Source organism: Shewanella sp. 10N.286.45.A1, from assembly GCF_041470405.1.
Classification (GTDB): domain Bacteria; phylum Pseudomonadota; class Gammaproteobacteria; order Enterobacterales; family Shewanellaceae; genus Shewanella.
Genome location: NZ_JBFRMK010000143.1, coordinates 24,929 through 38,097, shown reverse-complemented (window position 1 = coordinate 38,097; position 13,169 = coordinate 24,929). Strand labels below are relative to the sequence as shown.

Sequence of the window (13,169 nt, the reverse complement as noted above, 5' to 3'; positions counted from 1 at the left end):
ATACTGATTGGTATTAGTTAGAAGGAAATTTCTTAGAGGCAATAAAAAAGCCTATAGATTTGCATCTATAGGCTTTTGTTAAAGCTTAAAACTCGTTAAGAGTTATAACTAGTTAATAGTTACTTCTTAGCAGCAGCTTCGCGTGCTTTAACTTCAGCGATAACTTTTTCAGCAACACTGTTTGGACATGGTGCGTAGTGAGCGAATTCCATAGAGAATTGGCCACGACCAGATGTCATAGTACGTAGTGAACCGATGTAACCGAACATTTCTGATAACGGTACGTCAGCTTTAATACGAACACCAGTAACGCCAGCCATTTGGTCTTTGATCATACCACGACGACGGTTAAGGTCACCAATTACGTCACCTACGTTGTCTTCTGGGCTGAATACGTCAACGTTCATGATTGGCTCAAGAAGTTGTGCACCGGCTTTAGGCATAGACTGACGGAATGCGCCTTTAGCAGCGATTTCGAACGCGATAGCTGACGAGTCAACTGCGTGGAAAGCACCATCAGTTAGTTCTAGTTCAACGTCTAGTACAGGGAAACCAGCAACAGTACCGGTATCCATCATAGATGCGAAACCTTTCTCAACTGCAGGCCAGAATTCTTTAGGTACGTTACCACCAACAACTGAAGAGCTGAAAGTGAAACCAGTGTTTTGCTCACCTGGACGGATAACGTAGTCGATCTTACCGAACTGACCAGAACCACCAGACTGTTTCTTATGCGTGTAGCTATCTTCAGTAACCTGAGTAATAGTTTCACGGTAAGCAACTTGAGGCTCACCTACAATTAGGTCAACGCCGTATGTACGCTTAAGGATATCTACCTTAATGTCTAGGTGAAGCTCACCCATACCTTTAAGAATAGTTTCACCTGAATCTTCGTCAGTTTCTACGCGGAAAGATGGATCTTCTGCAATCATTTTACCGATAGCGATACCCATTTTCTCTGATCCGCCTTTATCTTTTGGCGCAACAGCGATAGAGATAACTGGCTCTGGGAATACCATAGCTTCAAGAGTACAAGGGTGCTTAACATCACACAAAGTGTGACCAGTTTGCACGTTCTTCATACCAACGATAGCGATGATGTCGCCCGCTTGTGCGTAATCAAGTTCGTTACGCTCATCAGCTTGCATTTCAACCATACGACCAACACGCTCAGTTTTACCTGTGAACGAGTTAAGGATGGTGTCACCTTTGTTGATCTTACCTGAGTAGATACGTACGAAGGTTAGGGCACCAAAACGGTCATCCATGATTTTGAATGCGAGTGCTTTTAATGGCTCATCAACAGATACTGTTGCAACTTCGCCTGTTTCATTACCTTCTTCGTCAGTAAGAGGTTGTGGATCAACTTCAACTGGGTTTGGTAGGTAATCAACAACAGCGTCAAGAAGAAGCTGCATACCTTTGTTCTTAAATGCAGAACCACAGTATGTTGGGAAGAAGTCCATTGTACGAGTACCCTTGCGGATACAACGCTTGATGTCTTCCATAGATGGCTCTTCGCCGTCCATGTAAGCTTCCATTAGGTCATCGTCTTGCTCAACAGCAGTTTCGATAAGCATTTCACGGTATTCTTCAACTTGGTCAACCATGTCAGCTGGAACATCTTCAATCTTGTAGTTTTCAGCTTGTCCAGTTTCATCCCATACCCAAGCCTTACGAGTTAGCAGGTCAACAACACCAGAGAACTCATCTTCGATACCGATTGGTAGAACCATAACAAGTGGGTTAGCTGCAAGAACGTCTTGAGTTTGCTTAACAACACGTAAGAAGTCAGCACCCATACGGTCTAACTTGTTTACGAAGATGATACGTGCAACTTCTGATTCGTTCGCATAACGCCAGTTAGTTTCTGATTGTGGTTCAACACCACCAGAACCACAGAATACACCAACACCGCCATCAAGAACTTTAAGAGAACGATAAACTTCTACTGTGAAGTCAACGTGGCCAGGGGTGTCAATAACGTTGAAACGGTGGTCGTTCCAAAAACAACTAACAGCAGCAGACTGAATGGTAATACCACGCTCAGCTTCCTGTTCCATGAAGTCAGTTGTTGACTCGCCGTCATGAACTTCACCTATCTTATGGATTTTACCGGTAAGCTTAAGGATACGCTCAGTTGTGGTGGTCTTACCCGCGTCAACGTGAGCAAAGATACCAATGTTTCTGTACTTTGATAAATCAGTCATTTTTCTACTCTATTGGAGTTACGTTCTAAAATTCCGCGCAAGTATAGCAATACTTTTCCATTTTTTTTATCGATTTTTATCATTCAGCGCTAATTTAAGCGAAATATCATGAAAAAATCACATTTTGAGCCTAAATTTATCGTTTGTTAATCATCCTCTACCTCTTATAGGCTGCCGATTTATCTATAGAACCGCTCGCAATTTTCTTTTTTAAGCAAAAATAGAATAAATATTGTCCTGTTGCTCTTTAGCACCGGAATGGGATATTGCCAAATTGATCAACATTAAGTTTAGAACTATTTCGAAGCTTTTTAGGATCTATGGTGAAAGAAAAATCGATACCGACGGGTCATGTGTTATCAACTAGTAACAGAACGGACTCGAGATTAAATGAACCCCTTTATTTCTGCTGGAATGCAAATAGCCAACCGATTGAGCTTTAAGAAGAAGTTCACCCTTCTTGCGATTGTTACTCTTTTACCTCTCGTATTCGGTGCTAGCCTAATCGTTATGCAGCAAAAAGATGAACTAAACCTACTCAATAATGAAATTACAGGGTTGTCTGTTTTAACTGAATTGAGTGAGATGGAACATGCATATCGTCAAAGCCGGGCTAATGGTTGGCAAAATTACAGTCAGTTAAAAGAACTTGTGTTATCGAGCCTTAAGCAAATAGAAACAACACAAAGTCTGCAACCTAATTCTGTTAATGTGTTACGACAATTGTCACTTGAATTCGACAGGAATACTAAAGATACCGCAAACACATTAGCAGGCAGCATTGCGAGCGCAAAAGAAGATGTTTCGGCACAGTCTGGAGTGGCTCTCGACGGCGAACCCAGTGGTTTCTATCTGGCCGAATTATACATTAATCGTATTGCTAAATTGACGGAGTATTACTCGTTGGTTGCATCCCTTTCGTCGAATATATTGCAACAAGGTAGCTTTACCCCTCAGTCTTATACCCAAATCGTAGCCCTTAATAAAAGGTTGGCGGAACAACAAATCTTATTAAAGAAAGGGACCAGTCGGTTGTCCGCAACCGTTGCAGATACCAAAATGTTGCCATTAAAAAGCGCACTCGCTGAATCCGCAGAGCTAGTTAGGCAATTTGTTGATACGGTTGATGAAAAGATAATTTCCCCTGATGAATTTAGCATCGAATTAAATGCGTTTAATACACTGTCAAGTCAGCTTTCTGAAGCGCTAGCCCTGTTAGGAAATACCACAGCAGAAGTGCTTGAACAACAAATCCAAAACCGACTTAAAAACGAGCGATCACATATGTTTTGGCTCATTATTACAGCGTTAATGGTCGTTATTACTGGTGTGACTATTCTCTTGATTATCTACAAAGCAATCGTCGAAAAAGTGATAGCCATTGAGGCATTAACTTCTCGGGTCGCCAAGGGCGATTTTACGGCAGATTTAGATGTCACTGGAAATGATGAATTATCAAAAATTGCAGAAGCTTTTAACCATATGTTGGTGAGCGTAAGGTTGCTCATCACTGAGGTAAAGCAAGTCAGTGTCGATGTGGTTAATGCCAGCGATAAAATGCAATTAGTAACAGCTGACGTAGAGAGCACGTTAACAAAGCAGCAAGCGCAAACCCACAATGTTGCAGAAGCTATCACTGATATGGTTCACTCCGCAGATAGTGTCGAACGTTGCACTCATGATGCTAACCAAGTCACATCCGATGCACAAAATTCGGTGCAGAACGGCAAAGTTGTGATTGCAGGCACTGTAAACGGGATTAACAAAATAGCGCAAGAGGTTGCCACGGGCGCTGAAGTGATTAATCAACTAGCAGTGCATAGTTGTGATATCGGTAAAGTCGTTAATGTGATCCGTTCTATAGCTGAGCAGACCAACTTACTGGCGCTAAATGCGGCAATAGAAGCAGCAAGAGCAGGGGAGCAAGGAAGAGGGTTTGCGGTGGTCGCCGATGAAGTGAGAACGCTAGCTAGCCGCACCCAGTCTTCGACCCAAGAGATAGAAGCTATGATAGAGCTGGTCCAAAAGGGCGCAAAACAAGCTGTGAAGGCAATGGAGTCAGGTTCAATGCAGGCCAACGAAGGAGTTGAACAGGCGAGCTTGGTTAGTGAAAGTATTGCGACTTTGGCTAGCAATGTTGAGGATATAGTACTTATCAGTGGACAAATAACTCAAACTGTAGATGCTCAACGAGAGGTATCAGCTTCAATGGATGCCCGTACGAATGCTATTAAAGAAGGCGCTGATTTGGCACTCATTGCAGCAAAAGAAGCTTCATCAATCGGTCAGGCGTTAGCACAAAACTCTCAACGTTTAGCTCGACACATTTCTGGGTTTAAGCTGTAACTTTTTATGAATCAAAGTGCAGGGGTTACCGCATAGATAGTATGTTTATCTAAGATTTTACTGTCGAAAGTTACAAACTCTATTAAAGGTTAGCCGTAGCTACCTCGTTTACATAGGGCTATTAAGGTGATCTGCTGACGGATGCTTAACGTAGTAGGTTAAGAGTATTCAAGAGGCTGCAATGGGATAGGTTAATCACTAAGGATACTTGTCCCATATATGATAAAGGGAGATGAAATGCTAAAGAGGATAAGCAAGAGCAGCCACTACAAGTATTCAATTTCCTTATTGTTATTTGGTACATTAGTATCCAGCAGTTTAAGTGCTGCCTTTGCGACAGAACTTGAAATCGATATGGCGGATTTACCGGCTCGTGATCAGCAGAAGCTTCAGCGATGGATACTGAGTGGCAAAACCGCGGTTGAGTTATCGCTAGGTAAGCTCCCTGGTAAGAGTATTAAATTTGAGTTGGTGATGAAGCCCAGTGCCAACGAGCCAGTACCTTTTGCCCAAGTGATTAGAGGGGGGACGAATACAATAAGGCTACAAGTTAACTCTGAGTGGCCTTTACAAGATTTTGTTGATGACTGGACGCTTTATCATGAGCTGTCCCATCTCTACATTCCGTATTTAGACTATCCTTCGTTTTGGTTAAATGAAGGTTTTGCAACTTACATGCAGAATATTGTTATGTTGCAGAACAAAGTCATAGACAAGGATGGCTTTATAAATATACTACAAGCGGGGTTTAACAGAGGTCGTCTTAATACTATTTCTCAACCAGGTCAGTTGAGCATGGTCTCTAATGACATGTGGCGAAAGCATGCATATATGCGTGTTTATTGGTCTGGTGCCGCTTATTTTGCTGAAGTTGATGCTTTATTGCTTCAAAGAGGAAGTAGTTTGTCCCAAGTCGTTGCTCAGTATAGTCAGTGCTGCTTAACAGCGAACAGCACTGGAAGTGAACTGACACAAAAGTTAGATAAAATCGCTGGGACAAACATTTTTTATTCTACATATGTTCAATACGCCAAACGTACTGATTTTCCTCTGGTACCCCTCGAACAACTGCAGGCAATGGCGCTTCACTATGGGGTAAAACCATAGTCGCCTAGCTGTTAATCTTTTGACGATTACCAGTTCACAGCACCAGCTTGCTAACCGTGGCTTATAAAGCTGGTGTCATTTTCTGGCAGTGATATTTGGCTTGCAACGGTTTTCATCGCGCTGGTTAATCGGGTCAACTGTTCACTTGAGATGGTGTACGGAGGCATAATATAGATAAGATTTGAGAAGGGTCTTATCCATACTCCGAGATCAACAAACTGTTGTTGAAGTTCTGCGGTGTTTAAGGTTGAACTCATCTCTAATACGCCAACAGCACCAAGTACTCGAACATCAACAACATTGGCGTAGTTAACGGCATCTGCAAGCTCAGCGCTCATTTGAGATTCGATATTGGCAACTTGGGTTTGCCACTCTTGTTGGTTAATAAGCTCAAGGCTTGCAATGGCTGCTGTGCAGGCTAGTGGGTTACCCATGAATGTTGGTCCATGCATGAAAACACCTGCTGGAGAATCACTTACACCTTTTGCTACTTCATCACTGCACATTGTCGCAGCTAATGAAATATAACCACCAGTAAGCGCTTTACCTAAGCACAATATGTCTGCTTCTACATTCGCATGCTCATAAGCAAAGAGTTTACCGGTGCGACCGAATCCTGTGGCAATTTCATCGAGAATTAGCAGTACATCATACTTGTCACATAATTTTCGCAGTGCGCTCAAATACTCTGGGTGGTAAAAGCGCATTCCGCCGGCACCCTGCATAATTGGTTCAATAAGCACTGCAGCTATCTGCTGATGGTTATCTTCAAACATGTTGCTAATCGAAAGAAGCTCTTTTGCATCGAAACTTTCAGCAAAACGCGATTTTGGCGCTGGCGCAAACAGTTGCTCTGTGACGAGCTCACCAAACATAGTGTGCATGCCTCCTTCGGGATCGCATACACTCATGGCGGCAAATGTATCGCCGTGATAACCGCTTTTCACCGTAAGGATCTTTTGTTTGTTGGGTTTATCTCGCCCTTGCCAATATTGCAACGCCATCTTCATCGCGACTTCTACAGCAATAGATCCCGAATCAGCGAGAAACACTTTGGTTAGGCGCTCACTTGTCATGTCGACAAGCATTCTTGCTAGCTCGACAGCAGGTCGGTGAGTTATCCCACCAAACATCACATGACTGAGTTGTGCTGTTTGCTGCTGCATTGCGCTGACAATTTTAGGGTGGCTATAGCCATGAACACATGCCCACCAGGAGCTAGTGCCGTCAATCAGTTTAGCACCAGTGTTTAGGGTTAACTCAACCCCTTCGGCGCTCACTACACCATAGGTGGGCAGTGCATTATTCATCGAGGTGTAAGGGTGCCAGAGATGTTTGGCATCGAACTCTAAATCAATAAACTGATTACTGAACTGTTTTGGTGTGCTCATAATTTGACCGCTAGTAAACCTTTTGGACTGGTTGGCATTGACAGGTTAAGGCTTACAGGTATCCTAGGCAAGATAAATATTAATTAAATCACGCAGCGTTGATACGCTAATGCACTGTTTGTAATAGTTTATTTTGTATCTTTAATCTATCAGTTATGGGTTTTTCTATTCTGTAGTCGTTAACAAGATGCACGCGTCGATTGAAAAGCACGATTTTGTAACTAGTGTGAGCTAGAAAAGGAAAAAGAGATGTCAGATGTACAAGTGAGAAATAACTGGAAACGTGAAGAGATTGAAGCTTTATTTGCGTTACCGATGAATGATCTGTTGTTTCAAGCCCACAGCGTACATCGCCAAGAGTTCGATCCTAACGAAGTGCAGATCAGTCGCTTGCTTTCGATTAAAACTGGCGCTTGCCCTGAAGATTGCAAATACTGCCCGCAAAGTGCACGTTATGATACAGGTCTTGAAAAAGAACGCTTACTCGCAATGGAAACCGTGTTAACTGAAGCCCGCAGTGCAAAAGCCGCTGGCGCTTCACGTTTTTGTATGGGAGCTGCGTGGCGCAACCCTAAAGAGCGTGATATGCCATACCTTAAAACCATGGTTGAAGAGGTTAAATCACTAGGCATGGAAACCTGCATGACCTTAGGCATGCTCTCTGCGGATCAAGCGAGCGAACTCGCTGATGCTGGACTTGATTATTACAACCATAACTTAGATACCTCACCTGAGTATTACGGTGATGTAATAACTACGCGAACCTATCAAAACCGATTAGATACCTTATCTAATGTCCGTGCCTCAGGCATGAAAGTTTGTTCTGGAGGTATTGTGGGCATGGGCGAGAAAGCAACCGATAGAGCAGGTCTACTGCAACAATTGGCCAACCTCGATAAACATCCTGATTCAGTACCAATTAACATGCTGGTTAAAGTAGAAGGCACTCCTTTTGAAAAGATTGATGATTTAGATCCGCTTGAGTTCGTGCGTACTATTGCTGTAGCGCGGATCATTATGCCTAAATCTCGTGTGCGCTTGTCTGCCGGTCGCGAAAATATGACTGATGAACTGCAAGCTATGTGCTTCTTCGCTGGTGCTAATTCGATTTTTTATGGCTGCAAACTGTTGACCACACCTAACCCAGAAGAAAATGATGATATGAGTTTGTTCAGACGTCTTGGATTACACCCTGAGCAGGGGATCGCAGCAACTAAAGAGCAAGATGAAGCTATGCTTGCCAAGGCTGCTGCGCAGCAAGATAAGAAAGCTTCAGCCTTTTATGATGCCGGTGCACTGTAAATACCTAAGCGAATTAGTTTAGAAACTGCTTTAACAGAAATATACCGTTAACAGCGATGGCTGCTAACGGTAATTAAGTCTCGCTCTCATATTGAGTAATGTTATGTCTAATGTCGCCACGAAAAAATTACAGCCGCTTCACGATAGGGTGGTAGAGGCTAATCGGTCTTTGGCAGACAAAGGGCTGTTAAGAAAACGGGTTAAAGTTATGCTTGACCCTGAACACGCCAGCTGTTTTGAAGTCGATGACTTACCCTATATTAACTTTAGCAGTAACGATTATTTAGGACTGTCTAGAGATCCAAATGTAATTGAAGCCCTATATAGCGGTGCAAAAGATTTTGGTGCTGGTGGTGCTTCTTCGCCTTTAGTCATTGGATATAATCAGGCACACCAGCAGCTTGAACAGGCATTGTGTAACGCGACAGGTCATGAAGCAGCACTACTTTTTTGTTCTGGCTTTACAGCAAATCATGCCTTGATGAAAACCTTGTTCAATGACTCTGATCAGGTGCTCACTGACAAGTTGGTGCACGCTTCTGTGATTGATGGCCTGCAAGATAGTGGTGCCACGCTGAAACGATTTATCCATAATGATGTTGCCTCAGCCACTCATAATTTTGAACGCCACGCTCCATGCGCTGTGATCACCGAGAGTGTTTTTAGTATGGATGGTGATGTAGCACCGCTGGCAGAGCTATCTGCTTTATGCAAACAAAATGGTGCATGGTTCATCGTTGATGATGCCCACGGCTTTGGCGTTATCGGAGATAATGGCATGGGCGCCTCCGCAGTGGCCGAGGGCATTGATATCGATGCCCAGGTGGTTACATTTGGGAAAGCTTTAGGAGGACAGGGCGCTGCGATACTGGGAAGCCGCGAGTTAATCGAATATTTGGTGGCAAACGCAAGGCAATATATCTATTCGACAGCGCTTTCACCAGCAAATGCCGCTGCTGTGACTGCATCTATCGATACTATTATTAATACGCCGCAACTGAATCAAAAGTTACAGGCTAACATTGCCACTTTTATAACAAGCTGTGATGCTGCCAGTATTGAACTAACTGGTTCATGCACTGCAATTCAACCTATTATTATCGGTGATAGTGCTAGGACATTGGCAATTGCAAAAAGGTTAAAAGAACACGGTTTCTGGGTCGGTGCAATTAGACCCCCAACGGTGGCTCAAGGTAGCGCTAGATTAAGAGTGACATTAACAGCCGAACATTGCGAAGAAGATATCCACGCGTTTGTAGCCGTACTTGCAGATATTTTACAAGACCAGTAATGGTGTTGTTTAGCTGTAAGATTATAAACTCCCATAGTGGACAGGACCCTATAACGTGAATACTGGGCTAGACCAATTAACAACTGATGTCGCAAATCGATTTTCTGCGGCGGCATCGTCATATCATTCTCATGATGTTTTACAGCGTATAACCGCTAAGCAACTGCTAGACAATATGTCACCCTCAGCTCGATTACTCGATCTTGGATGCGGACCAGGTACGGCCTTTAATCAATTTGAAACTGTAAATGAAGTTATTGGCGTTGATATCGCACAGGGAATGCTCAATACCTTTAAAACCGATTTTCCTGCGCATCATGCTCTATGCGGTGACGCGCATAATCTCCCTTTACTGAGTGACTCAATTGATACCATATATTCAAATATTGCATTGCAATGGTGCAGTAACTTGGATGGCGCAATAAGCGAAGCTAATCGGGTGCTGAAAGTGGGTGGTGAAATTAATGCCAGTATTGTCAGTGAGAATAGCCTGTGTCAATTGGCTGATTTAGGCTTAAACGTTAACAGTTTTAATAGTGAACATGCGATCAAGCGCTGTTTTGATTTAAAGCTGTGGAGCGATCTCCATATTGAGACACGTGCAATTACCGTTTACTTCGATGACTTTAAGTCTCTATTGCAGTCTATCAAGGGAGTTGGCGCATCAACAGTTGATCCTAAACATCAGCGAAATCAACCCCACGTCACACTGAGAGGGCGAGGTGATTGGCAAAAATTAGTTAATAAGGCAGAGTTAAGCCGCGCCCCAGAGGGGCTACCTTTGACTTATCATATCAGTTTTATCAAAGCGACAAAGACGCGTTAATAAAGGCTGAAACCTTGGAGTATGCATGACTTATTTTGTAACTGGCACCGACACTGATTGCGGTAAAACTTTAGTGTCATCAGCGTTATTAACCGCAGTAGCTGGTGAAACGGTAGGGTTTAAGCCTGTGGCCTCTGGTTGTGAGAAAACAGAGCAGGGATTAAGGAATAGCGATGCCCTTGCACTGATGGCTGCATCCAGCATTAAGCTGCCTTATGATGATATAAACCCTTTTGCGTTTGCGCCTGCGATTGCACCGCATATTGCAGCTGCTGAGCTAAATGTCGATTTGACTCCTTCTCGCATTCAAGCACAACTTAATATGGCTCAGCACTTAGGTGCAGACTTTGTGCTTGTTGAAGGCGCTGGCGGCTGGCGTTTGCCTTTAGGCGAAGGGCATTATATGTCTGAAGTGGTACAAGCGATGAGTTTACCGGTAATTTTGGTGGTAGGCATGAAGTTAGGTTGCCTCAATCATGCCTTATTAACGATTGAAGCGATTGAGCGCGATGGTCTTGTAGTCGCTGGATGGGTAGCAAATCAAGTTGATTCTAAAATGGAAAATCAGCAGGAAAACCTAGCATCATTACAACAAATGATTTCGGCACCATTTCTTGGGCATATTCCCCATCTTGAAAATGCGACTGCAGAGAATGCTGCTAAATATATTGATACCGCTCAACTGGCTTAAGCGTTAACTCCCTCATATCAGTAGCCCGACAAATGATGTAAATTTCCACATTTTTGTTAGGGCTATCTCTCTGTTAAAAAAGATTAATCAGCATCTATGTCAATTTCGACTCGAATTAAGATTAGATTAATAAAAACTGCATAAAATCGCTCAACCTGATAAAGAAAGCGACTGGGCTAGAATTAAAGCGGTCGTATTGTTTTTTACTCAGTTCCCCCTTGAAAAAAGCAATTTTGGACATATTATGTCTTTAAGAGTATTTATCGGGATTATTTTGATCCTACAGGAGCTTAAATGAAGCGTATATTTTTACTGATTGCTACCAATATGGCGATCTTATTGGTGGCATCAATTGTGATGTCCATTTTGGGTGTTAATACATCAACTATGGGTGGCTTACTTGTGTTTGCTGCTATTTTCGGTTTTGGTGGTGCATTCATTAGTCTAGCGATTTCCAAGTGGATGGCAAAGAAGACTATGGGTTGTGAGGTTATTACGACCCCTCGTGACAATACTGAGCGTTGGTTAGTTGAAACCGTAGCTCGTCAAGCCGAACAAGCTGGAATCAAAATGCCAGAAGTTGCGATATACCAATCGCAAGAGTTCAATGCATTTGCAACTGGGCCGAGTAAAGACAATTCACTCGTTGCCGTGAGTAGTGGTCTACTTTATGGCATGAACCATGATGAAATCGAAGCGGTACTAGCTCATGAAGTTAGCCATGTAGCTAACGGCGATATGGTTACGTTGACGCTTATCCAAGGTGTCGTGAATACCTTTGTTATATTTGCAGCTCGTGTTGTTGCGGGCATCATCAATAACTTTGTAGCTAGTAATGACGAAGAAGGTGAAGGTCTAGGCATGTTTGCTTATATGGCAGTTGTCTTCGTACTTGATATGCTTTTCGGTATTCTTGCTTCAATGATCGTCGCCTACTTCTCTCGCATTCGTGAGTTTAAAGCTGATGAAGGTGGTGCACGCCTAGCAGGTAAAGAGAAAATGATAGCAGCGCTTGATAGACTCAAGCAGGGCCCTGAAACAGGCGCAATGCCAGCATCAATGTCAGCTCTTGGTATCAATGGTAAAAAATCAATGGCTGAACTGATGATGAGCCATCCACCACTTGAGAAGCGTATCGCAGCACTTAGAGCTAATTAATTAGCGTGTGGTAAATAAAGTACCGTTTGACAGTTTACTGTACAAGTTGTGCTTTTATCACCCAAAATCAAGGCGATAAATGCCGCCATATTACATTCTATGCCTCGACTGAGTAGCATAGTTTGATGGAGCGCACGTTTTGCTAATAATCACAATGTTATGATCTTCAAACTAAATTAGTTGCGAATTAGCTAATGCTTAGCTAAATTAAGCTTAGTCGTGCTAATAATATTGATCGCAAGATGGAAACGAAACTTACTTATAATGTTTCCACTATGCGAACATCAAATGAGGATACAATTGTGAGCAAAAAACTACTAAGTGCAATCTTTGGTGCGGCAATCGCAGCATTGGCGTTATCTCCTTCTGTGTTTGCTGAAGGCCAAGAATTGGCTGAAATGCATGCAGAAATGGACGGTTGTGAAGCATGTCACGCCGACGGTTCTCCGTCTGCAGATGGCGAATACGAATTTGAACAGTGCCAATCTTGTCACGGCACACTTGAAGAGATGGATGCAGTCCATCAGCCACACGACGGCATGCTAATGTGTGCAGATTGTCATGCTCCGCATGAAATGAACGTGGGTGACAAACCAACTTGTGACAGCTGTCATGACGATGGACGTACTGCTGAGTCAACACTTAAATAACTTCAGCCGTTATCTATAAAAACCAGCTAATAGCTGGTTTTTTTGTGCCTGAATTTTGCGTTTTGTAGTTTTAATACCAATTGACTTGTTGTTACTCTTATACCTCTTTGTGAGTATGTTATCTCAATGTTTATCAATGGCTTGCGTGATTTCGGTGCGTGCATTTGCCCCTTTGTAGCACATGCAGGCAAGTTAAT

At 43.0% G+C, this 13,169-nt stretch carries 10 protein-coding genes; 8 read left to right on the top strand and 2 right to left on the bottom strand.

Annotated elements, in window-relative coordinates; translation table 11 throughout:
* Window positions 1–119: 119 nt before the first annotated feature.
* Entirely contained in the window at window positions 120–2,210 is a 2,091-nt protein-coding gene (gene fusA / locus AB4238_RS11845) for an elongation factor G (RefSeq protein WP_372033631.1), read from the bottom strand.
* A 390-nt stretch (window positions 2,211–2,600) separates the two neighbouring features.
* Here fusA and AB4238_RS11840 point away from each other — a divergent pair, with 390 nt between their 5' ends.
* The gene (locus tag AB4238_RS11840) at window positions 2,601–4,556 is read left to right on the top strand and encodes a methyl-accepting chemotaxis protein (protein WP_372033630.1); all 1,956 of its coding nucleotides are present in this window, start codon (window positions 2,601–2,603) and stop codon (window positions 4,554–4,556) included.
* Between the two features lie 219 nt (window positions 4,557–4,775).
* Window positions 4,776–5,663 carry a hypothetical protein gene (locus AB4238_RS11835; protein ID WP_372033629.1) on the top strand — a complete coding sequence of 296 codons (888 nt, stop codon included), beginning with the start codon at window positions 4,776–4,778 and terminating at the stop codon, window positions 5,661–5,663.
* Window positions 5,664–5,713: 50 nt separating this feature from the next.
* On the opposite strand, the gene bioA is transcribed toward AB4238_RS11835, so the two are convergent.
* Window positions 5,714–7,054: an adenosylmethionine--8-amino-7-oxononanoate transaminase gene (gene bioA / locus AB4238_RS11830; protein ID WP_372033628.1), complete on the bottom strand. Its 1,341-nt coding sequence runs from the start codon at window positions 7,052–7,054 to the stop codon at window positions 5,714–5,716.
* 249 nt (window positions 7,055–7,303) lie between these two features.
* Between bioA and bioB the strand changes: the two genes are divergently transcribed.
* The 6 genes from bioB to cctA all read left to right on the top strand — a co-directional run bounded on the left by bioB (window position 7,304) and on the right by cctA (window position 12,972).
* Window positions 7,304–8,356: a biotin synthase BioB gene (gene bioB, locus AB4238_RS11825; RefSeq protein WP_372033627.1), complete on the top strand. Its 1,053-nt coding sequence runs from the start codon at window positions 7,304–7,306 to the stop codon at window positions 8,354–8,356.
* A 103-nt stretch (window positions 8,357–8,459) separates the two neighbouring features.
* A complete protein-coding gene (locus AB4238_RS11820; RefSeq protein ID WP_372033626.1) occupies window positions 8,460–9,647 on the top strand; it encodes an aminotransferase class I/II-fold pyridoxal phosphate-dependent enzyme in 1,188 nt (395 codons plus the stop codon).
* Window positions 9,648–9,702: 55 nt separating this feature from the next.
* Window positions 9,703–10,473 carry a methyltransferase domain-containing protein gene (locus AB4238_RS11815; RefSeq protein ID WP_372033625.1) on the top strand — a complete coding sequence of 257 codons (771 nt, stop codon included), beginning with the start codon at window positions 9,703–9,705 and terminating at the stop codon, window positions 10,471–10,473.
* A 25-nt stretch (window positions 10,474–10,498) separates the two neighbouring features.
* On the top strand, window positions 10,499–11,164 hold the full coding sequence (bioD, locus tag AB4238_RS11810; RefSeq protein ID WP_372033624.1) for a dethiobiotin synthase: 666 nt from the start codon (window positions 10,499–10,501) through the stop codon (window positions 11,162–11,164).
* Window positions 11,165–11,458: 294 nt separating this feature from the next.
* Window positions 11,459–12,322 carry a protease HtpX gene (gene htpX, locus AB4238_RS11805; RefSeq protein ID WP_371993913.1) on the top strand — a complete coding sequence of 288 codons (864 nt, stop codon included), beginning with the start codon at window positions 11,459–11,461 and terminating at the stop codon, window positions 12,320–12,322.
* 302 nt (window positions 12,323–12,624) lie between these two features.
* Window positions 12,625–12,972 carry a tetraheme c-type cytochrome CctA gene (gene cctA, locus AB4238_RS11800; RefSeq protein ID WP_202289309.1) on the top strand — a complete coding sequence of 116 codons (348 nt, stop codon included), beginning with the start codon at window positions 12,625–12,627 and terminating at the stop codon, window positions 12,970–12,972.
* The last annotated feature ends 197 nt before the right edge of the window (window positions 12,973–13,169 follow it).

Excerpts from the sequence above, each read along its gene's own strand:
- htpX (WP_371993913.1), top strand. The coding sequence starts at position 11,459 with ATGAAGCGTATATTTTTACTGATTGCTACCAATATGGCGATCTTATTG.
- AB4238_RS11835 (WP_372033629.1), top strand. The coding sequence starts at position 4,776 with ATGATAAAGGGAGATGAAATGCTAAAGAGGATAAGCAAGAGCAGCCAC.
- bioD (WP_372033624.1), top strand. The coding sequence starts at position 10,499 with ATGACTTATTTTGTAACTGGCACCGACACTGATTGCGGTAAAACTTTA.
- bioA (WP_372033628.1), bottom strand. The coding sequence starts at position 7,054 with ATGAGCACACCAAAACAGTTCAGTAATCAGTTTATTGATTTAGAGTTC.
- fusA (WP_372033631.1), bottom strand. The coding sequence starts at position 2,210 with ATGACTGATTTATCAAAGTACAGAAACATTGGTATCTTTGCTCACGTT.
- bioB (WP_372033627.1), top strand. The coding sequence starts at position 7,304 with ATGTCAGATGTACAAGTGAGAAATAACTGGAAACGTGAAGAGATTGAA.
- AB4238_RS11820 (WP_372033626.1), top strand. The coding sequence starts at position 8,460 with ATGTCTAATGTCGCCACGAAAAAATTACAGCCGCTTCACGATAGGGTG.
- AB4238_RS11840 (WP_372033630.1), top strand. The coding sequence starts at position 2,601 with ATGAACCCCTTTATTTCTGCTGGAATGCAAATAGCCAACCGATTGAGC.